We start from the raw sequence: 21,218 nt of genomic DNA, 5'->3' as shown, positions 1-21,218 counted from the left end.
CGGAGCGGCGCGGTTGCGTGGAGTGACGCAGTGCGCGGGAAGCGGCGGAGGGAAGCGGACTCACGCGTCCTTGTCCGTGCGTTCGGGCCAACTGCCGCTGCCCTCCGGCGGAAGGGGAGGTCGGGGCAGGGGCTCGCTGTAGTGGTGGGTGGCGATCCGGGCGTCGTGCTGCGTGTTGACCCGGTGGATCAGAAGCATTCCGACGCCGGTCGCGAGGACGATCGCCACGATGAGGACGAAGGTCGCCATGGGGGCTCACCTCCAGGTGGTCTCAGGCGGTGGAAGGGCTCGTCCGTCCGTCCAGCGGACTTCCGAAGGGGGACATACAGGCACCGCCCTCGCTCTCCCAGGCGTCTTCCCGGCGCAGGGCATCACCGATGCCGCGCCCGGTGACGGCTTCCTCGGCCATCAGGGCGCCGGCGGTGAGGACGCTCCCGGGGATCGACGCGGCGGCCATCAGACGGGCCGCGGCGGCGGGCTCGGTCTCGGGCGGGATCACCAGCAGGTCCCAGCGGCCTCGCGTATAGGAGAGCAGAATCAGCTTGTCGGGGTGCTGTTCGGTGAACCAGCCGGCATGCACGGTGTGCCCCGCCACCGGTACCTTCCGGGGGACGACGGGCCAGCGGGTGGGGTTCACGACGACGCGGGTGATGCGTCCCCAGCCCTCCTCCAGCGCGGCGACGAGCGGTGGCAGCTCCGCCTCCAGGCTGCGTGAACGGGGCCACCAGGCCCCGTCGAGCTGGCCGGCGAGAGTGGTCTCGGGGGTGAGGGACAGACGGGCCGGCAACGCTGCGGCGAGGTCGCCCGGCACGGTCAGATCGAGTGTGGTGGTCATGGTGCGGACCTGCCCCCGGGCTGCTCGTCGGCAGCCCGGTTTCTCGTGATCGCCGAAAACGACACCTGCGTGGAAGCCGGTGTGCGAGATACTCCCGGTGCCTCCACTGTACCCCCGTTCGACCGACTTTGACCGTCCTGACCAGGTGCTTTCCGGCGGAGGGTCCGCGGGCGGGCCGACCGCCGCGCGGATGCCTGAGAAACGGGCGCCGGGACGGTCGGCTTCCGGGCGGTGCCGGGGCGGGTGCCAGGGGGTACGGGGCCGGGGGTGCCGGGGCCGGGGGTGCCGGGGCCGGGGGTGCCGGGGGGGGCCGGGGGTGTCAGGGGCCGGCGGCCAGGGAAAACTGTGGCCTGGGGTCAGGGGCCTGTGGCCTGGGTCAGGGGCCTGTGGCCTGGCTCAGGGACCCGTGGCCTGGGTCAGGGACCTGTGGCCTGGGGTCAGCGGCCGGCGGCCTGGGGCCAGGGGGCCTGGGGCCAGGGGGACCCGGTCAGGGGGCCCGGTCAGGGGGCCCGGTCAGGGGGCCGTCCACCGATCGGTGGACCTGAGGTTCAACCGGTGGATCCTGTCACCGCTGCCACCGCTCCGAGCAGCATGCATCCCATGACGAATCCCACTGTACGTATGGCTCGCTGGAGTGCCCGCCATCCCTGGCGGGCCATCACCGGATGGCTCCTCTTCGTCGCCCTCTGCCTCGGCGCCGGCATCACCATCGGGGGCAATCCCGCGGCCGGCGAGGACTTCTGGATCGGCGAGGCGGGCCGGGCCGAGGCGATCGCGACGGAGGGCGGACTCCAGCAGAAGCCCGTCGAGCGCGTCCTGATCCACACCCGCCCCGGCACGGGCGCACTGGACCAGGAGCAGGCCGCCGCCGCGGCCCGCGACATCGGCGACCGGATGCGACGGCTCCCCGAAGTCGCCTCGGTGGCCGAACCGGTGCCCGCCTCCGACGGCTCCGCTCTCCGGGTCGACATCACCATGAGAGGCGCCGAACTCGACGGCAAGAAGCACGTCGACGCGCTGCTCGCCCAGACGGCCGCCGTTCAGGACGCCTATCCGCGGTTGTGGCTGGAGGAGGTCGGCAGCCCCTCCATCAGCAAGGGCGTCGAGAAGCTCCGGGGCGACGACCTCGCCCGCACCGAGATCATCGCGCTGCCCATCACCCTGCTCACCCTGCTGCTCGTCTTCAGCTCGATCGTCATGGCCGTCGTGCCGCTGCTGCTGGCACTCTCCTCGATCATCGCCGCGGTCGGCCTGTCGATGATCGCCTCGCATGTCTTCCCCGACGCCGGGGTCGGCACCAATGTGATCCTGCTGATCGGACTGGCCGTGGGGGTCGACTACACCCTCTTCTATCTCAAGCGGGAGCGCGAGGAACGGCTCAAGGCCGACGGCAGCCTCAGTTCGCAGGCCGTCGTCGAGTTGGCCGCCGCCACCTCCGGCCGGGCCGTGGTGGTCTCCGGTCTCGCCGTCGCCGTCTCCAGCGCCACCTTGTTCCTCGCCGACGACGTCATCTTCTCCTCCATCGCCACCGGCGCGATCCTCGTCTCCCTGGTGGCGGTCCTCAGCTCACTGACCGTGCTGCCCGCGCTGCTGGCCACACTCGGCGAGCGCGCCGAGCGCCGTAAGGCCCGCAAGGCGGCCCGCGCCGTCGCCCGGGGCCGTGCCCCGCGCGTCCGCCGGCCGCGGACCGGCGCCGGCCGTCTCACCGCCGCCGTACTGCGCCCCACCGCCAAGCACCCCCTCGCCACCCTGGCCGTCGCCACCCTGGCCATGGTCGCCCTCGCCCTGCCGGTCCTGAACCTGAACCTCACCGACATGGGCCGCGAGACGCACTCACGCGCCATCGGCGCCATGCAGACGTACGACCGGATGACGGCCACCTACCCGGAACTGAAAGCCATGCACCAGGTCGTCGTACGGGCCGACGCCGAGCGCGGTGCGGAGGTCGAGGGCGCACTGCGCGATCTCGCGGGCCGCGCCGCCCGCTCCACCGCCGTGAGCGGCCCCCCGGTCATCCGCACCTCGCCCGACGGCCGGATCACGATGCTGGAGATGGCGGTCCCGCATTTCGTCAGCACCGACGAGGCCCGGAACTCCCTGGAGCAGGTGCGCGGCACCCACATTCCCGCGACGGTGGGCGCGCTCCCCGGTGCCGAGGTCGCCGTCACCGGCGATGTCGCGCGCTACGCCGACTACCCCGCGCACCAGAAGCAGAAGCTGCCGCTGATCATCGGGGCGCTGCTGCTGGTGACCTTCGCCATGACCGTCTGGGCCTTTCGCTCGGTCGTCCTCGGTCTGGTCGGGCTCGCCCTCAACCTGCTGTCGGCCTTCGCCTCGCTCGGTCTGCTGGTGCTGGTCTTCCAGAACGAATGGGCCGAGGGTGTGCTGGACTTCGACTCCACCGGTTCCATCGGTTCCCGGGTGCCGCTCTTCCTCTTCGTCATCCTCTTCGGGCTCTCCATGGACTACCAGGTCTTCGTGATCAGCCGCATCCGGGAGGCCGCCATGAACGGCACCCCGACCCGGCAGGCGATCCTGGACGGTGTCGGCAGCTCGGCGGGGGTGGTCACCAGCGCCGCCGTGGTCATGGTGACGGTCTTCGCCAGCTTCGCCTCCCTGCATCTGATCGAGATGAAGCAGATCGGCTTCAGCCTCGCGGCGGCCGTCCTCCTGGACGCCTTCGTGATCCGCGTCCTGATCCTGCCGTCGCTGATGCTGCTGCTCGGGGAGTGGAACTGGTGGCCCTCACGCGGGATGCGTCGGGTACGGGCGGGGAAGTCAGCGGGCCGTCAGCTGGAAAACGTAGGCTGACCACATGAAGGAACGGCCCCGGCCCTACGACCGGTTGTCCCCCCGGACGCTGCATCGCTGGTACTCCGCGGCCTGGGTGCTCCTCGGTCTGTTCCCCTCGGCCATCGCGGTGGAGAACGAGCCGGGGGCACCCAAGTGGGCCACCCTGGCCCTGCTGACGGTCCTCGCCTCCGGCTACGCCACCGTACGGCGGTTCCCGGACAACTCCGTGCTGCGGCCCCAGGCGTTCCTGGCCCTGCTCGCCCTGGGGCTGGGCGCCATGGGAGGTCTCCCGGGCGGCGGAGCCGCCCTGTTCATCGTCTCCCTCCCGCAGTTCTGGCTCCTGGCCACCGACCTCCGTGCCTCGGTCATCCTCAGCGGAGCCGCCGCCGCGGCCACCGTCGTCGGAACCGTCCTGCGCGGCGACGAGTACCTCGTCCGCAACCTCGTCGCCGTCGTCGTCGGGTACGCCGCCTCGGTCCTGATCGGCCTGCTGATCCACCGGCTCCTGGCGGACGGTGAGGCCCGTGCCGGGGTGCTGGGCGCCGCACTGGAGGACACCCAGGCCCGGTTGGCGGAGGCGCACCGGCGGCAGGGCGCGGCGAACGAGCGGGAACGGATGGCGCGGGAGATCCACGACACGCTCGCTCAGGGCTTCGCCTCCATCGTCGTGCTGGCGGAGGCGGCCCGCTCGACCGTCTCGTCGGATCCGGAGCGCACCGTGCGGCAGTTGGTCTCCATCGAGCAGACGGCCCGTGAGAACTTCACCGAGGCGCGGATCCTGGTGGGTTCCGCCCCGCAGGACGGGCCGGGGCCCGGCCCGCTCGCGGACACCCTCCGCAGGACCCTGGACCGGTTCACCCAGGACACCGGGGTGAGCGTGGAGGCGGAGCTTCCGTCGGACATCGTCTGTGACCCGCAGACCCGGATCGCGCTGCTGCGCTGCACCCAGGAGTCGCTGGCCAACATACGCAAGCACGCCGCGGCCGGCACGGTCGGTGTGGTCCTCACCCGGCTTCCGCACGCCATCGAGCTGGAGATCACCGACGACGGTCAGGGCTTCGTCGTGGAGGACTCCCGCGGCTTCGGCCTCAACGGCATGCGCGAACGGCTCGCCGAGCTGGGCGGCGATCTCACGGTGACCAGTTCGCTCGGGGACGGCACCCGCGTCCTCGCCACGATCCACACGGACGGACAGCACTGATGAACACCCCACCCGACGACGCCGTGACCGGTGCCGGTGCCGGTGCCGGTGCCGGTGCCGGTGCCGGGGAAGCCGACAGGATCCGGGTCATCGTCGTGGACGACCACACGGTGATGCGTGCCGGAGTGGTCGCCCTCCTCTCCCCCGAGCCGTCCATCGCCCTCGTCGGCGAGGCCGGTGACGGTCGGGAGGCCGTCGCACTCGTCGAGGCCCTGCGCCCGGACGTGGCCCTCATCGACCTGCGGATGCCGGTCATGGACGGTGTGGCGGCCACCGCCCGGATCGTCGCCGGACCGGCCGCGACCCAGGTCCTGATCCTCACCACGTACGACACGGACGTGGAGATCGAACGGGCCGTGGAGGCGGGGGCCATCGGCTATCTGCTGAAGGACACCACCCGCGAACAGCTCGTGGCCGCCATCCGCTCGGCGGCCCGCGGCGAGACAGTGCTCGCCCCCCGGGTGGCTCAGCGGTTGATGGCCCGGATGCGCCGACCCGCCCCGGTGGCACTGACCGCCCGCGAGCTGGACGTGCTGGGCGCGGTGGCCGACGGGCTGTCCAACTCCGACATCGGCCGACGTCTTGTCATCGCGGAGGCCACGGTCAAGACGCACCTTCTGCGGATCTTCGCCAAGCTGGACGTCAGCGACCGCACCCACGCCGTGGTCGTCGCCCTGGAGCAGGGTCTCCTGATCCGCCCCGAACGCGACTGAGCGGGCCGCTCCGGTCGGCGGTGACGAGGACGACGGGAGACCCCCGCCGAGGAACCCGCCCGGCCGGTCCGGCCCTCCTGCATGATCTACTGGCGGGGTCGGGCCGGCCGGGCACGGCGTGCGTGGGGCGGCCGGGGTGATGACGACCGACAGCGACCGCGATGACGGGGGTGGGGATCCGGATGTTCGGTTTCCGGGAGCGGCGGAACGATCCGCCGACCGAGCGTTCCAGGGGTGGGGGCAAGGAACTGGTCCTGCCGTCCGCCGACCCGGACGAGCGGGCGTACGCGCTGAGTTGGCTCCAGGAGCACGCGGGTCACCATCTGGACTCCGGGGCCCTCGCCGACCGTGAGGACCGGCGGTGACGTCCGTCGAGCGGCCGGCCCCGCGCTACCTCGCCGACACCTCGCTGCTCTGGCGGTTGCTGTTCGGCACGGTCGGGGATCCTTGGCCCGCCCGGGTCGCCGAAGGGCTCGTGACCATCTGCCCCGTGGCCCACGCCGAACTCCGGCACGGGCTGCGCCCCGGTGTCGCCCCCGCGCCCTTCCATCTGGCGCTCGACCGGGCCTTCGGCTCGGTTCCGCTGAAGCACTGGGACCGGCAGCCGGAGGCCGCCGACGTGCACAAGCGGCTGCGTGCGCTGGGCGTCCGGCAGGTGCCGTCCCTCATGGACATCGTGACCGTGCTCACCGCCCGGGACCACGGTCTGACCGTCGTCCACACCGACGACCGCTTCGAGGTCATCGGCCGGGTGTGCCCGGGCATCCCCATGATCAAGGTGGTGGCGGACCGCCCGCCGCGCCCCGCGCCCGACCCGAACACCCACCGGAGGCGGGGCCTGCTCCGCCGTCTCCTGGACGACTGAGCCCGCTCCGTCCGGTCACGACCGGCCAGGCCGATCACATGGGCGGGCCACAAGGGGCCCACCACGTCCCGGAGCCGGTGGCTCAGCCGATCAGAGCCTCGTTGATCTGGCGGGTGGTCTGCTCGGCGACCCGGGGACTGACGGCGGCGTAGGCGGTGTAGGCGTTCAGGCCGGTGGCCAGGGCCCAGCCCCGGCCCCGGGTCCAGGTCGCGGCGTCGACGCCGAGCGTGGCGCGGAAGGCGGCCCGGCTGCTGGCGGACATCAGGGTGAAGGCGATGGTCAGATCGCGGGCCGGGTCGCCGATGCCCAGTTCGCCGAAGTCGATGACCGCGCTGACCCGGCCGGCGAGGGTCAGCAGGTTGCCGGTGTGGAAGTCGCCGTGGAACCAGACCGGCGGGCGATCCCATCCGGGGGCACTCAGCGCCGCTTCCCACAGTTCGGTCATGGCTGCGGCGTCGAACACTCCGTCGGTCTCCGCGATGGCGGCCCGCGTCGCCCGGTCCCGGTCGGCCAGCGGTCGGCCCGTGAGGCTTTCGCGGGTGTCCTCGACCGGCACGTCCCGGGACGGGAAGGCTTGCAGGGCGCGGAGGAACTCCGCCAGTTGCACGGCGACCCCGGACGAGCCGCCCAGCGACTCGGCGGTCGCCACTTCGCCGTCCAGCCAGCGGGACACCGCCCAGGGCCACGGGTAGCCGAGGGCCGGCTCACCCACCCGGACCGGTACGGGGATGGCCAATGGCAGGTGCGGGGCGAGCCTCGGCAGCCACTCGGACTCTTTGACGGCCTGTCCGATGGCCCCCGCGTGGCGCGGCAGCCGGACGGACAGGTCCTCGCCGAGCCGGTAGATCACATGGTCCGAACCGGCCGGGTCGACCCGTTGGAGAGGCAGCCCGGCCCACTGCGGAAACTGCGCGTCGACCAGGCGCCTGGCCAGTGCGGCGTCGATCACGGGGCGGGGCTCCGCGGCACTACCGGTGGCCAAGAGCAACTCCTGTGGTGGGCCCGCTGCACGCGGCGGGCGGTCGGGACCATCACAGTGCCTCGCGGGCGCGTCTGTCGATCGGTTTTCCGACGTCGCTCCGTCAGGTCCGCAGGCTCTCCCCTCGCATGACCGAACCCACACTTGAAATAACGACATCATAACGGGTCTAGCCCAGAATCTTTCAGGTGTTCACTCATGTGGGGTCCTGTGGTCAGCTGTTGGAGCCCCCGCGCCGCGCATCATCACCGCACGGCCGCGCTCGGCGCGGCGCGAGCAACTCCCCCACCCCCACGGGAGGAAACGTGCACCGTTCCCGATCCCTCCGCAGCACCCTGGCCGCCGTTCTCGCCCTCACCGCCCTGCCGTTCCTGTCCGCGGTGAGCGCGGACGCCGCGACGGGCGGCGAGTCCGTCACCGCGGCTCCCCAGCGCCCCAAGTCACTGGTGATCGGCATCGACGGCGCGACCTTCGCCACGTTCGGCAAGGCGCGCATGCCCCACCTCAAGTCCCTGATGGCCCAGGGGATGACAGCGACGAGCAACTACTACGCCCAGCCCATGGCACCCACGTCCTCGGGACCCGGCTGGTCCTCGATCGCCACCGGTGTGTGGCCGGACAAGCACGGCGTCGTGGACAACTCCTTCGACGGCGCGAACTACGACCAGTACCCGGACTACGCCACCCGCGTCGAAGCCTCCTCCTCCCCGCTGGACACACTGGTCGTGGGCACCTGGAGCCCGATCCCCGACACCGTGTTCGGCCCGGCGACCGACACCCGGCTCCGCGGCGTCGACGACGCCGACACCACCGCCACCGCCGCGTCCAGGCTCGCCCGCACCCGGGCGGACGCCACCTTCGTCCAGCTCGACGAGGTCGACAGCGCCGGTCACCACTCCGGTGCCGGGTCCCAGCGGTACCTCGACGCCCTGAGCACCGCCGACGCCCAGGTCGGCCGGCTCCTCCAGGCCGTCGCCTCGCGTGCCGACTACGCCGACGAGAACTGGCAGATCATCGTCACGACCGACCACGGCCACACCGACAGCGGAGGCCACGGCGGCAACACCCCGCAGGAACGGCAGACCTTCGTCATCGCCAAGGGGTCCGGCTTCTCCCCCGGGTCGGTCCGCCATGATGTCAAGGTCACCGACATCGCACCCACCGTCCTGACGCACCTCGGGATATCCGTCGACCCGGCATGGCACCTGGACGGCCGGGCCGTCTCCGCGAGCGTTCCCGACAGCTTCGACCCCCTGCGCTCCTCGCTGCGCCCCGCGGTGGACGAGACGGGCCTGCCGAGCACCCTCAAGGGCTGGACGAACACGGCACCGTCCGGCTGGAGCATCGACAACTCGGCCATGCCCGCCGGTGGCGTGACCGAGTGGCGCGGCTGGGCGTTCGCCACGGACGAGTTCTGGACCAACACCCAGACCGGCCAGGGACGCGAGACCAATGTGCGGGCCCGTGACGTGTTCGCCGTGGCGGACTCCGACGAGTGGGACGACAAGGCGCACGGTGCCGGGCCGTTCGACTCGACCCTGACCAGCCCCGCGTTCCCGGTGCCGGGCGGAGCGACGGCCCACGTCTCGTTCGTCTCGTACTACCGGACGGACGGCCCCCAGAGCGGCGACGTGCTCGTCTCCTACGACGGTGGCGCTCCCCGGCCGCTGACGTCCTACCGGACCCCTCACCACCGTACCGAGAAGCTCTCCGTCGACGTGCCGGCCGATGTCACCTCGCTGCGTCTGCACTTCCGCTACACCGGCACCAACAGCGCCTTCTGGACGGTCGACCAGGTCACCGTGACCCGCTGACACGTCCGTGGGCCGGGGCCCGGAGCGCGCGTCGGCTCCGGGCCCCGACCCCTGCCCACCGCAGCGCGGGAATCCGGCTGGGCGGAGTCCGGTCCTACGGCGTCAGCCCAGCCGGAAGCGTTGAGCTGAGGCGCCGTCGCAGGTGCCCTGCACCACGCGCGCGCTGTCCGCCGCGGCGGCGCCGCTCACTTCCAGGCACTTGGCACTGTGCCGGGCCATCAGTGTCACCCCGCCGTCACCGGAGTCACGTACGGCCCACTCCTGGTTCCGGCCTCCGTTGCAGGTGTACGGGAAGACCTCGGCCCCGTCGGCGGTGGACAGCCCGCTCACGTCCAGGCACTTGCCGCTGTGGCGGGCGACCATGTTCACGTAACCACCGCCGGTGGAGCGCAGCGACCACTGCTGGTTCGTGCCGCCGTTGCAGCCGAACTGGCCGACGGCCGCGCCGTCGCCGGTGTCGGCGCCGCTCACGTCCAGGCACTTGCCGCTGTGCTGGGCGGTGAGTGTCACCCAGGTGTCGGGGGCGCTGCTGGGCAGGGTCCATGACTGGTTGCCGCCGGTCGTCGGCTGATGGACCCCGACGGGGGCGCCGTCGCCAGTGGACGCGTCCAGGACGTCGAGGAGCTTGCCGCTCGCGCTGTTGATCAGTGTGTTGTGGCCGTCGCCCCTGGTCGAGCGCATCCACCGCTGCGCGGCGGACGCTCCCGGTGGGGCGAAGGTCAGGGTGCCGCCGGAGACGGAGAGGGCCTTGCCGGTCCTGGCGTTGGTGATGCGGTAGGTCGCCGTGCTGCCCCAGTCGGTGGGGGACAGTTTGGTGAAGTTCCACTGCTGTGCGGGGTCCGCCGGGTCCGGGGTGCGCTGGACGGGTGTGCTCCTGCCGTCGGAGGTGGCCACGGCGAGGGCTTTTCCGCTGTTGTCGTTGAGCAGTTGCCGTGGTGCCCCGGTCGGCGCGGTGGTCGCCGTCGGCTTCGTTCCGTGGACGGAGGGCATGACGAAGGTGGTGACGGAGTGGGCCCCCACGGTGGCCTTGACGGTGCGTCCGGTCACGGCCGCGTCGCTGTCGCGCCGTAGGTCCTTGGAGCCGTCGGTCGTCCAGCGCTCGACCGGGCCGTCCGCGGCCGTCCCGAAGCCGTCCAGGTCGAGGGTGATGTCACGGGCGGATCCGGTGGGGTTGGTGTGCACGACGACCACGCCCCCGTCCTGGGGCCTGACGGCGGCCAGGGTCTGGGGGTCGTCCGTGTTCATGATCCGCGCGCCGGGCCGGACGAAGCGGCTGTAGTTCGCCATGGCCCAGTACTTCTTGTTCTTGCGCAGCGGCTCGGTCGCCGCGTCGCCGGGGGTGAAGTCCGTCTGGATGAGGCCCCAGTTCGAGTTCTCGTGGGCCGGGGTCATGTTCTCGTAGTCCTCGACCGCCTGCCACAGGACCCAGGCGCGGGGCTCCAGCTCACGTATGTCGTCGTTGATGCGCTGGGCGAGGTCGAGGGCGGGGCTCATGTCGGTGAAGCTCTGCGGGACGCTGCCGCCGAGGTCGACCTCGGACATCCACAGCGGCTTGGTCTCCCCCTTGGCGATGTCGCGGACCCCGGTGCGTCCGTTGGTGCCGTAGGTGTGGGTGTTGAGTCGCCTGACCGCGTCGCGGGCGGTGGGGCCGTACGCCTCCCAGTTGGACCGGAACGTGTCGGGGTTGGTCTCGTCCATGGCGGCGATCGGCGTCCTGACGCCCTGGGCGTCGAGTGCCGCGCGCAGTGTGGTGATCATGCGGGCCTGGGAGGCGGGGTCCCAGTGCGAACCCTCCTGGCGTCCGCCGGCCCGCCAGTAGTCGGTGTCGGGTTCGTTGACCGGGGAGATGGAGTCGAAGGTGACCCCCGCGGCGGACTGGGCGCGCTGGAGCGAACCGGTGAGGTAGGCGGCGAAGCGCTCGTACTGGTCCGAGCGGAGGTTGTCCTCCCAGGCGTTGACGGCTCCGGAGGCCAGGCCGCTGCGGGTCATGAAGTACGGGGCGGAGTTGGAGAACGCCTCGAAGGTCTTCGCCCCGCGTCTCTTGGCGGCCTTGAGCCACCAGCGTTGATGGGCGTCGGCCTGGGGGTTCCAGTGGTCCGGGCGCGCCGGGTCCCACCAGTCGGGGGCTTCCGGGCCGGGCCGGTTCCAGTAGCCGGGGACGGCTCCTCCGGCGCGCATGTAGGGGGTGGTCTCCGGGCTGTCGCCGCCGCCGATGTTGTAGCGGGCGATGGTGAAGCCGAGGCCGTCCGCGCCGTAGAGGGCGTCCGCCAGGCGGTTGCGCTGTGCGTCGGGCCATCCGCCGGTGACGTTGGCGAACCAGGCCAGCGCGGTGCCCCAGCCCTGGAAGGACGGGTGCTGGTAGCTGGGGTCGAGGCGTACGGTCAGCGTGGCGGTGGGCTCCTCGGCCGCGCCGGCGGTGGCGGGGAAGGGCTCGACGGCTGTGAGCGCGGTGGCCGCGAGGAGGGCGGCGACCACGGCCGCCGTGGTCCTTCGGGCCGGCCGTGCGGGTCCGGGTCCGGGTCCGGAGACAGGGGGAACGGAGACGGGGGTTGCCGATCGACTGGGGCTGGGGGGCACGACCTGCTCCTTGGCGGGAGGGACGAGGGGTGGGGGAACCGACCGGCGCCGCATCGCCCGCCCGGTGGTGGTCGGACGATGCGGAGGGCCCGGGGAGGGGGTGGTCCTGCGGGGGTCTCCTGGCGGCCGGTCATGCTGGTCGTACGGCCGGCCATGGACGCGGGGTGTCGGCCGCGTCCATGGCGTGGCTGCCGGTCGCTGTGTGGCGGAGCGGGGCTTCAGGCTGCCGCGCGCCGCCACTTCTGGTTGTCACCCGCGTTGCAGGTCCACTGTTCGAGCGCGGTGCCGTCGGACGACGACTGGTTGACGACGTCGAGACACTTGCCGCTGTGCCGGGCGACGAACTGGACGTGGTCGCTCACGTCCGTCGTGCGGATCCGCCACTGCTGGGACGCCGACCCGTCGCAGGTGTTCTGCACGGCGTACGCGCCGTCGGCGGTCGAGGCGTCGGCGACCGCGAGGCACTTGCCGCTGTGCCGGGCCATGATCTGTGCGTAGCCGGAGCCCAGCTTCTTGATCCAGAAGTGCTGGTTGACGCCGGTGCCGCAGCCCCACTGGACCAGTTGCGCACCGTTTCGGGTGTCGAAGTTCGACACATCGGCGCACTTGCCGCTGTTGCGGACGGTCAGGGTCTCCCACAGGCCGTTCATGCCGGTCACCGTGCCTCTGGCGGTGTCGATGGTGATGCTCGGGGAGTAGCTCATGGTCATGGTGGTGCTGGTGGGGAAGGTCAGCGGAAGCCAGACGTACTGGGAGTCGTTGACGGTGCCGCCCATGGAGTTGCCCCAGCGGTCGCCCATGTAGAGGTAGCCGGTGCCGCGGGTGCCCTGGACCGGGAGGACGTACGCGGTCTGGCTCCGGTAGGTGACGGAGTCGCCGATGTCCTTCAGATCGCTCCAGGTGCCGGTGATGCTGGTGGCGGTGGCGTACTTCTGCTGGTTGGGGGACCATCCGGTGGCCCCGGAGGTGAGGAGGAAGTAGACGCCGTCGCGCTTGAACATGGCGGGCGCCTCGCGCCATTGGCCCGGCCACAGCTTCTGGACCTGCTTCTCCACCGCCGTGTAGTCGGCGGTCAGCCGGTACACGTGCAGGTCGGCGTTCTCGTTGGCGGCGGAGATCATGTAGCCGGTGCCGTCGGTGTCGACGAAGGTGGTGATGTCCCGGGACATGTGGTCGAGGGGCCGGGAGCTGCCCCGCCAGGTGTAGTCGCCGTCCACCGTGGAGGACACGGCGACCGCGGCGCGGGCCTCCCCGTAGTCGGAGCCGTTCTCCTTGTGCATCCACATCACGAACTGCTTGGTGGTGCTGTTGTAGATGACCTTGGGTCGTTCGATGTTGGCCCAGTCCAGCTCCGGGTCGGATGCCTCGGTCAGGACGTGGTTGCGGAACTCCCAGGTCTTGAGGTCGGTGGAGCGGTAGGCGGAGACGTACCGGAACGTGTTGTCGGGGTTGCGGTTCTCCCCGAACCAGTAGTAGTAGCGGTCGACCTTGATCACACCACCACCGTGGGCGTGCACCGGGTTGCCCTGCGGGTCGGTGAACTGGATGCCGTTGTCGGTGGTGGCGGGAGCGGCCTGGGCGGTGCCCACGGCGGTGAGGAGGGAGAGCAGCAGGGAGGCGAGGGCGGCGAAGAGTGCCGTTCTCCCGAAGGTCTTGAGTCGCATGGAGCGATACCTCGTGGTCGTCGCCGGATGGGCGCTCGGTGCGAGCGCGGGGCAGATGAACGCCGCATCGGACGGGCGGGGAAGGTGGGTGGGGGCCGGTGTCCTGAACGCCCGGGGTGACCGGTGGTTTCAGGACTCGGGTGGACCGGGCTGCGTTATGTTTACGTAAACACCACGTTGCGGGAAGTTTCCGAGCGAGGCGGGTTCATGTCAAGGACTTGAGCGCAGACTGCCGAAGTTTTTGACCGAGGGTTATGTTTGCGTCAACATGGCTGGGGGGCCGCACCACGCACGCGCCTGTCATGAACCTCGGGGAAGGATGGTCGACGGTGGCGGACAAGCGAAAGGGAATGACGCGCACACGCCCTGCCCGCACGTGGCCGTCCATGGCGGAAGTCGCGGCGAAGGCGGGCGTCTCGTCGCAGACCGTCTCACGGGTCGCCAACAACCGCGACAACGTGGACGAGGCCACCCGGGAGAAGGTGCTGGCAGCCATGCAGGCCCTGGGCTACCGGCCCAACGCGGCGGCACGCGCGCTGGTCACGGGCAAGTTCGGCGCCCTGGGCGTGGTCAGCTTCGACGTCGGCGCACACGGGAACGCGCGGACCCTGGCGGCCATCGCGGAGGCCGCGCGCGAGGCCGGGTTCTCGGTGAATTTCATGGGCGTCCGCGCCCAGACCGAGGCGGCCGTGCGGCAGGCGTTCCGCCATCTCACGTTGCAGTCCGTCGACGGCATCGTGCTGATCGAATCGCAGATGCTGGACACCTCGTCACTGCATCTGCCGGCGAACATGCCGGTGGTCGTCGCCGACGGGGACACCGGGCATCAGTACCCCAACGTCGACTTCGACCAGGCCCGCGGCACCCGGAGCGTCGTGCGTCATCTGCTGGAGCTGGGGCACCGGACCGTCTATCACCTCAGCGGCCCGCACGACTCCTTCGCGGCGCAGCGCCGCGCAGCGGCGTGGGAGCACACCCTCGTCGCGGCCGGGGCGCCGGTGCGCCCGGTCCTGTACGGAGACTGGACGGCCGAATCCGGGTACCTGGCCGGTCGGACCCTGGCCCAGATCCCCGACGTCACGGCGGTCTTCGCGGCCAACGACCAGATGGCGCTCGGGGTGCTGCGGGCCCTGCACGAGGCGGGGCGGACGGTACCGGACGAGATCAGCGTGGCCGGCTTCGACGATGTCCCCGAGGCACGCTTCTTCGAGCCTCCGCTGACCACCGTCCATCAGGACTTCGACATCGTGGGCCGACACTGCGTCACCCTGCTGCTGGAACAGATCGAGCGGCGCAGCGGCGGTCCGGGCAAGCTCACCGTGGAGCCGACCCTCGTGGTGCGGGCCAGCACCGCGCCGCCGTCCGGCGCCGGGGAGCGATGAGCGTCCGGCACCAGCGGCGCGTGCGGGATCGAACGGCCCTGTCGCGTCGCGGGCCGCAGCCCCGGACGGTGGAACGGCCGGGGCTGCGGTCTCGCCGGCGGCCGTGGCGTGGGGGTTCCCGGCGGCCGGCGAAGGGAGAGGCCGGGGCAGCGGTGGGGCTGCCGTCACCGGACCTCGGTGCGGGTCACTTGTTGACCGTGAACCCCTGGTCGTTCCCGTACTTCACACTGGTGTCCTGCCATGCCTTCAGACCGTCCGCGAGCGGCTTCGAGGAGACGTAGGACTTGCCGACCGTGTCGTTGAAGACCGAGTTGGCGTACACCTGGTAGGGCAGATACGACCAGTCGGAGCCGACGTTGCGCGCGGAGTCGGCGAAGATCTCGTTGGCCCGCTGGCCGCCGAAGTACGGGAACGCGGTCTTGAGGAACGTGTCCGACTCCAGGTCGGCACGGGTGGCGGGGAAGGCGCCCTCGGCGACGCGGCCACTCGCTCCGGGGCCCGTCGTGGCGTACTCCATGAAGGCGTAGGCCAGATCCTTGTTCCCGGCCGCCTTCGGCATCGCCAGTGAACTGCCGCCGTTCTCCGCGCTGGCGGTGCTGCCCTTCGACCACTGGGGCAGCGGGGCCACCCGCCAGTCGCCGGAGGCCCCGGGGACCCCGGTGGTGAAGTTGGCCGGCATCCAGGCGCCGATGGCGAGGGTGGCGATCGAGCCGTCGGACAGGCCCTTGTACCAGTCGTCGCTCCAGGAGCTGATGGGCGCGACCAGGTCCTCGTCGAGGAGCTTCTGCCAGGTGGCCGTGTACTTCTCGGTACCGGCGTCGCCGAAGTCGACGGTGACATCGGCCCCGTCGGCCTGGTAGGGGCGACCGCCGGCCTGCCAGATCAGGCTGGTCGTCGCACCCGCGTCGCCGGTGTCGTTGGTGATGAAGCTCTTGGGGTCGGCCTTGTGCAGCTTCCGCCCGGCGTCCACGTACTCGTCCCAGGTGGTCGGCACCTCGATGTCGTGCTTGTCGAAGACCCGCTTGTTGTAGAACAACGCCATCGGCCCGGAGTCCATCGGCAGCGCGTGCACCGACTTGTCCGAGGACACGGCGTTCCACGGGCCGGGAGTGAACGTCTTGCCGAACTTCCGCGCCCCGTAGGCGGACAAGTCCTGCACCGCGTCGGAGATGGAGAACTGGCCCAGGGCGTAGTACTCGATCTGCGCCACGTCGGGGACTCCGGAGTCGGCCGCGATCGCATTCTGCAATGCGGTGTACTGCTTGTCCCCGGTGCCCGCGTTGACCAGTTCCACATCGACCTCGGGGTACTTCTTCTCGAAGTCCGCGGCGGCCTTCTTCAAGGTGGGCTCCCAGGCCCACACGGTGATCTTGCCGCCCTCGGCCAGCGCGGCCTTGATGTCGCCGGGCCCGTCGGAGGAGTTGTCGTCGGAGGATCCGCAGGCGGTCGCGGCGAGGGTGAGGGCCGAGGCCATGGCGAGCGCGCTGAACAGTCTGCGGGTGGAGTGGGTTCTCATAGGGCTGTGCTCCTGGTCGGGTGTGCGGGTGGGACGGGCACGGAGCGGGCGGGGAGAGGGGGGAGAAGGGGCGGGAAGGCGGTCATTCCTTGACGCTCCCTGCGGCCAGGCCGGACTGCCAGTACCGCTGGAGCAGCAGGAACGCGGCGACGATCGGCACGATGGTGAGCAGTGAGCCGGTGATGATCAGGTCGAAGACGGCTTCACCGCCGGCGGTCTGGGCCTGGGCGTTCCAGGTGTTCAGGCCGAGGGTGAGGGGGTACCAGTCGGGGTCCTTCAGCATGATCAGCGGCAGGAAGTAGTTGTTCCAGGTGGCCACCATGGAGAAGAGCAGCACGGTGACGGTGCCGGGCATGAGCAGCGGCAGGACGATCCGGAAGAAGATCCTGACCTCGCCGGAGCCGTCGATGCGGGCGGCCTCCAGCAGTTCCGTGGGGACCGCCTCGCCGGCGAAGACCCACATCAGGTAGAGCCCGAACGGCGAGATCAGGGACGGGACGATCACCGCCCAGGGCGTGTTGGTCAAGCCCATCGAGCTGAACATCAGGAAGGTGGGGACGGCGAGGGCCGTGCCGGGTACGGCGACGGCGCCGATCACCACGGCGAAGACCGCCCGACGCCCGGGGAAGTCGAACTTGGCCAGCGCGTAACCGCCGAGCACGGCCAGTACGGTGGAGCCGCCCGCGCCGAGAGCGACGTACAGCAGGGTGTTCGCGAGCCATCGCAGGAAGACGCCGTCGTCGTAGGAGAGGGTGCGGGTGATGTTGTCCCAGAGGTTGAAGTCGTCGGCGAACCACAGCCCGAAGGAGTCCTGCAGACCGGTCTGTGTCTTGGTCGCGCTGATCACCAGCCAGGCCAGTGGCAGCAGGGTGTAGAGGAGGACCAGTCCGGTCAGCAGGGTGAGCGGCACACTGCGGCGGGGTGCCAGGGGGCTGCGGGGGGTGCGGGAGCGGCGGTGCGGCGTCGCGCGGGTGGTCGCGTCGGGCCGCCGTCGTGGGGCCGGCCGGGTGGAGGCGTCGGTGGTGGACACGGCGGTGGTGCCGTCCGCGAGGTCAGGGGGGTAGGAGGTCATCGCTCAGCCTTCCGCATCCCGCGCAGCTGGACCGCGTAGGCGACCACCGCCGTGATGACGCCCATCACCATGGCGACGGTCGCCGCGTAGTTGTGCTGCTGACCGGAGAACGACAGCGAGTAGGTGTAGAGGTTGGGGGTGAAGTCGGTGGTGATGGCGTTCGGCGCGAGCTTCTGGAGAATGCTCGGTTCGTTGAAGAGCTGGTAACTGCCGATGATCGAGAAGATGGTCGCGATCAGCAGGGCGCCGCGGATGGCGGGCAGCTTCACCGAGGTCACGATCCGCCACTCACCGGCACCGTCGATGGCAGCCGCCTCGTACAGCGAACGGGGTACGACCTTCAGGGCCGAGTAGAAGATCAGCATGTTGTAACCGACGAACTCCCAGGTCACGATGTTGCCGATGGAGGCGAGCACCAGTGACGGGTCGAGCGGGTCGGGCAGCGTGACACCGAAGGCGTCGTTGATGTTGCCGACCAGACCGAAGCGCGTGCCGTACATGAAGCCCCACAGGAGGCTGGCGACGACGGCGGGGACCGCGTAGGGCAGGAAGATCGCCACGCGGAAGAAGCTCTTGCCGTAGAGCCGGCCGCTGTCGATGGCGAGTGCCGCCAGCAGTGCGATGCCCAGCATCACGGGGACCTGGATCACCAGGAAGAGCGACACCCGGAACAGGCCGTCCCAGAACCGGGGGTCGGTCAGGGCCTCACGGTAGTTGTCCAGCCCGACGAACGACGTGCCTCCGATCAGTCGGTCCTGGAAGAGGCTGAGGTAGATCGCATAGCCGATCGGGGCGAGGAAAACGAGTGCGAAGACGGCGACGAACGGGCCGGCGAAGCCCCAGCCCGCCCATGCCTCCTTGCGGAGACCGCGTCGGGGGCGACTGCGGGGCGGTGGTGTCGCCTTGGCGGGCGTCGACTGGAGCGTCATGGGTGGTCCTTGTGTCGTGTGACCGTCCGGTTGAAGCGGAGGGACCGATGTCCGAAGACTGATGACCGGCCCGGCGGAGAGTGGCGGCCGATGGTCCATGTTTACGTAATCATCAGGTGACGTGATGGTGGCATTCCCTGTGTGGGGCGTCAAGCACGAGGACGCGCTGAAGCAACGGGGTTGAGGTGGTCGGGAGGGGTCGGAGTGGGGGCCGGAACAGCCCGGCCCGACCGCGGGGGCGACGGGAACGGGGGGTTCCAGAGGGGGCGATGGGAACGGGGGGCTTCCGGCGGGGGCCAGGGGAACGGGGGCTCCCAGCGGGGGCGAGGGGCGGGAGGCGGGTCGTATACGTGGGCGGCCTGGTCGGTGGGGGGCGAGCGGCCAACTCGGGGGGCGCCGGGGAGGTGTCGGTGCGGGGGGCGGTGCCGGCGCGGCGATGCCGGGGGCGCGTCGGTGTGCCGGTGGCGGTGCCGGTGCCGGGGCGCGTCCCAGCCGAGGTCGGTGCCGGGGCGCGTCGATGCGGAGGCCGGTGTCGGAGCGCGCCGACGCCGAGGCCGGTGCCGAGGGCGTCCTGGTGGGACGTGCCGTTCGGCCGGCCCGGGGCCGTCTCCCGCTGGTCATGCGGGGGTTCGGCGGGTAGGTCTGCCTTCGTCGGTCTGCGGTTCGGGGGTGAGGCCGCCGTCGGGGCGATCGTTGAGGAGCCGCCCTGACACCCCGACACCGGGACGGTTGACCGCTGCGGGGGCCGTCCGCCCCACTCCGAGACCCCACCCGACTCCGGGACGTTCGCCCCGCTGCGGGGCGCCCGCCCAACTGCGGAGCCCCTCCGCCCGGCCCCGGGCCCGTCCCTGCGGCGGGCCCGTTCGGCGAGGCGCGGCGACCGTAGGGGCGGGCGTCGGAGGTGCCCGGCCGTTCGGGCCGGGGTCCCCCGGTCGCCCCGCCCGCCGCAGCTCAGCCGCCGGCGCCCCCTCACTCCTCGGTGGGTCCGAGGTCCGCGGTCTCGCGGAGCGAGACCGTGCGCGACAACAGGGCCGCGTGCAGTTCCAGCAGCACGACGTCGTTGGTACCGGTGCGCAGTACCGGGGCCGGTACGTACAGGGACCGCTGCGGGCCCCGTGACCAGTAGCGGCCCAGGGCGAACCCGTTGATCCAGGCGTTGCCCTTCGTCCAGCCGTCGAGATGGAGGAAGGTGTCGGCCGTCCCGGTCAGCTCGAACGTGCCCCGGTACAGGGCCGGGCCGGTGGGGGTGGCGGTGATCGGGGCGAACGGCACCTCCGCCAGGGACGTCAGGGGCAGCGGGCGGCAGGTCCAGCCGGTGAGTTCCACCCCGTTGAGCAGGACCCGGCCCGGCAGCCCCTTGCGGTCGTGGATGCCGGGGCCGTAGTTCACCCGCCCCTGGTTCTCCACCAGTACGGTCAGCCGGGTGCGGCTCCGCGGCACGGTGAAGGCGAGGGCGTGTTCGTGGTTCTCGCGCTCCAGAACGCCGACCGGCTGCCCGTCCAGGAAGACCTGGGCGCGGTCGCGCACCTGGTCGATCTCCAGGAGTGCCGGTCCCGCGTCCCGCAGGACGGTCTCGTAGAGGACGAACCCGAAGTCCTGGCCGAGCCGCTCCATCGTCAGCGGCCGATCCGACACGACCCCCTCACCGAGTACCTCGGCGCAGTCCAGCAGCGGCGCGCTGTCCGTCATCCGTACGGCGTCCACGGCGAGTTTGGGGGCGGGCGGGGGCACCGGTTCGGCGCGTACGGGGGCGTACTTGGCGATGATCTCGCGGAAGGCGGCGAACTTCTCGGTGGGGTCGCCGGCCTCGTCCAGCGGGGCGTCGTAGTCGTAGGAGGTGACGGTGGGACGGTAGGTGTGCTTGTCGTTGGCGCCGTTGGTGAAGCCGAAGTTGGTGCCGCCGTGGAACATGTAGAAGTTCACCGAGGCGCCGGTGGCGAGCAGTTCGTCCAGTTCCCGGGCGGCCTGGTCGGCGTCGCGCACCACATGGGTGCCGCCCCAGCGGTCGAACCAGCCGATCCAGAACTCGGTGGACATCAGGGGTGACTCGGGGCGCTGGGCGCTCAGTACGGCGAGGTGGTGGGCGGCGCGGCTGCCGAAGTTGGCGGTGGCCAGGACGTCGGGCAGCGCGCCGCGGCTCAGGTCGGCCGACTGGTCGCAGGTGAACAGCGGTACGTCGACTCCGCAGCGGTGGAGCGTCGCGGCGAGGTGTTCCAGGTAGGCGGTGTCCTCGCCGTACGCGCCGTACTCGTTCTCCACCTGGACGGCGAGCACGGGGCCGCCCCGGGTCGCGAGATGGCGGCGCAGCGGGGTGAACAGGCGGGTGAAGTAGGCGTCGACGGCGGTGAGGAACCGGGGGTCGCGTGAGCGCAGCCGGATGTCGGGCTCGGCGAGCAGCCAGGAGGGGAGTCCGCCGCCCTCCCACTCGGCGCAGATGTAGGGGCCGGGCCGCAGCAGGACGTACAGGCCCTCGGCGGCGGCCAGGTCGAGGAAGCGCGCCAGGTCGAGCGGGCCGTCCAGGTCGAATCGGTCCGGGCGGGGTTGGTGGAGGTTCCAGGGTACGTAGGTCTCCACGGTGTTGAGGCCCATCAGGCGTGCCTTGTGCAACCGGTCGGCCCACTGCTCGGGATGGACACGGAAGTAGTGCAGCCCGCCGGACAGGAGGCGGAACGGCTCTCCGTCGAGCAGGAAACCGGTGTGGTCTATCTGAAGTACGGACATGGGCTGCGCGCTCCTGACAGGTCAAGGGGTGCCTGCGGCAATGCCGCACCGGTTTAATGTTTGCGTAAACATCCAGCGGGAGCAAGCCCTGGATCACCGCTTGTGCCCAGCTCAAGGGGAGCGCGCCCGCAGGGGCGTCGACATGACCTTGCCCCGG

General features: G+C 71.0%; 16 protein-coding genes. 7 read left to right on the top strand and 9 right to left on the bottom strand.

Annotation, left to right across the window (positions count from 1 at the left end; all coding sequences use genetic code 11):
- Positions 1-60: 60 nt before the first annotated feature.
- Entirely contained in the window at positions 61-249 is a 189-nt protein-coding gene (locus ACIQNG_RS10350) for a hypothetical protein (RefSeq protein WP_401432051.1), read from the bottom strand.
- Between the two features lie 22 nt (positions 250-271).
- Positions 272-835 carry a DUF5994 family protein gene (locus ACIQNG_RS10345; RefSeq protein WP_401432049.1) on the bottom strand — a complete coding sequence of 188 codons (564 nt, stop codon included), beginning with the start codon at positions 833-835 and terminating at the stop codon, positions 272-274.
- Positions 836-1,435: 600 nt separating this feature from the next.
- On the opposite strand from ACIQNG_RS10345, the gene ACIQNG_RS10340 reads away from it, so the two are divergent.
- From ACIQNG_RS10340 to ACIQNG_RS10320, 5 genes are all read left to right on the top strand, one after another.
- Positions 1,436-3,646 (top strand): MMPL family transporter, encoded by a 2,211-nt coding sequence (locus ACIQNG_RS10340; RefSeq protein WP_401483827.1) that lies wholly within the window; start codon positions 1,436-1,438, stop codon positions 3,644-3,646.
- A gap of 4 nt (positions 3,647-3,650) precedes the next feature.
- Positions 3,651-4,829 (top strand): sensor histidine kinase, encoded by a 1,179-nt coding sequence (locus tag ACIQNG_RS10335; protein WP_401483825.1) that lies wholly within the window; start codon positions 3,651-3,653, stop codon positions 4,827-4,829.
- Complete coding sequence (locus ACIQNG_RS10330) at positions 4,829-5,542, top strand: response regulator (RefSeq protein WP_401483823.1); 714 nt, start codon at positions 4,829-4,831, stop codon at positions 5,540-5,542. The genes ACIQNG_RS10335 and ACIQNG_RS10330 overlap by 1 nt, the downstream gene beginning before the upstream one ends.
- Positions 5,543-5,703: 161 nt before the next feature.
- Complete coding sequence (locus ACIQNG_RS10325; protein ID WP_401483821.1) at positions 5,704-5,907, top strand: hypothetical protein; 204 nt, start codon at positions 5,704-5,706, stop codon at positions 5,905-5,907.
- The gene (locus ACIQNG_RS10320; RefSeq protein WP_401483819.1) at positions 5,904-6,407 is read left to right on the top strand and encodes a VapC toxin family PIN domain ribonuclease; all 504 of its coding nucleotides are present in this window, start codon (positions 5,904-5,906) and stop codon (positions 6,405-6,407) included. Before ACIQNG_RS10325 ends, ACIQNG_RS10320 begins: the two co-directional genes overlap by 4 nt.
- A gap of 82 nt (positions 6,408-6,489) precedes the next feature.
- Here ACIQNG_RS10320 and ACIQNG_RS10315 read toward each other — a convergent pair whose 3' ends face one another.
- The gene (locus ACIQNG_RS10315) at positions 6,490-7,389 is read right to left on the bottom strand and encodes an aminoglycoside phosphotransferase family protein (RefSeq protein ID WP_401483817.1); all 900 of its coding nucleotides are present in this window, start codon (positions 7,387-7,389) and stop codon (positions 6,490-6,492) included.
- Between the two features lie 302 nt (positions 7,390-7,691).
- On the opposite strand from ACIQNG_RS10315, the gene ACIQNG_RS10310 reads away from it, so the two are divergent.
- On the top strand, positions 7,692-9,200 hold the full coding sequence (locus ACIQNG_RS10310) for an alkaline phosphatase family protein (protein WP_401483815.1): 1,509 nt from the start codon (positions 7,692-7,694) through the stop codon (positions 9,198-9,200).
- 102 nt (positions 9,201-9,302) lie between these two features.
- Here the strand turns inward: ACIQNG_RS10310 and ACIQNG_RS10305 are convergent, their stop codons facing one another.
- The gene (locus ACIQNG_RS10305) at positions 9,303-11,675 is read right to left on the bottom strand and encodes an RICIN domain-containing protein (protein WP_401483813.1); all 2,373 of its coding nucleotides are present in this window, start codon (positions 11,673-11,675) and stop codon (positions 9,303-9,305) included.
- 320 nt (positions 11,676-11,995) lie between these two features.
- Complete coding sequence (locus ACIQNG_RS10300) at positions 11,996-13,441, bottom strand: RICIN domain-containing protein (RefSeq protein WP_401483811.1); 1,446 nt, start codon at positions 13,439-13,441, stop codon at positions 11,996-11,998.
- 386 nt (positions 13,442-13,827) lie between these two features.
- Between ACIQNG_RS10300 and ACIQNG_RS10295 the strand changes: the two genes are divergently transcribed.
- A complete protein-coding gene (locus tag ACIQNG_RS10295; RefSeq protein WP_401483809.1) occupies positions 13,828-14,823 on the top strand; it encodes a LacI family DNA-binding transcriptional regulator in 996 nt (331 codons plus the stop codon).
- A 184-nt stretch (positions 14,824-15,007) separates the two neighbouring features.
- On the opposite strand, the gene ACIQNG_RS10290 is transcribed toward ACIQNG_RS10295, so the two are convergent.
- From ACIQNG_RS10290 to ACIQNG_RS10275, 4 genes are all read right to left on the bottom strand, one after another.
- On the bottom strand, positions 15,008-16,339 hold the full coding sequence (locus tag ACIQNG_RS10290) for an ABC transporter substrate-binding protein (protein WP_401432021.1): 1,332 nt from the start codon (positions 16,337-16,339) through the stop codon (positions 15,008-15,010).
- A gap of 82 nt (positions 16,340-16,421) precedes the next feature.
- The gene (locus ACIQNG_RS10285; RefSeq protein WP_401483806.1) at positions 16,422-17,411 is read right to left on the bottom strand and encodes a carbohydrate ABC transporter permease; all 990 of its coding nucleotides are present in this window, start codon (positions 17,409-17,411) and stop codon (positions 16,422-16,424) included.
- Complete coding sequence (locus ACIQNG_RS10280; RefSeq protein ID WP_401432017.1) at positions 17,408-18,340, bottom strand: carbohydrate ABC transporter permease; 933 nt, start codon at positions 18,338-18,340, stop codon at positions 17,408-17,410. The genes ACIQNG_RS10285 and ACIQNG_RS10280 overlap by 4 nt, the downstream gene beginning before the upstream one ends.
- 969 nt (positions 18,341-19,309) lie before the next feature.
- Positions 19,310-21,061 carry a glycoside hydrolase family 35 protein gene (locus ACIQNG_RS10275; RefSeq protein WP_401483805.1) on the bottom strand — a complete coding sequence of 584 codons (1,752 nt, stop codon included), beginning with the start codon at positions 21,059-21,061 and terminating at the stop codon, positions 19,310-19,312.
- Between the last annotated feature and the right edge of the window lie 157 nt (positions 21,062-21,218).

This window comes from Streptomyces sp. NPDC091377 (assembly GCF_044757045.1).
Taxonomy (GTDB): domain Bacteria; phylum Actinomycetota; class Actinomycetes; order Streptomycetales; family Streptomycetaceae; genus Streptomyces.
The sequence above is the reverse complement of the archived record's forward strand: the minus strand, read 5'-3'. Positions and strand labels throughout refer to the sequence as shown.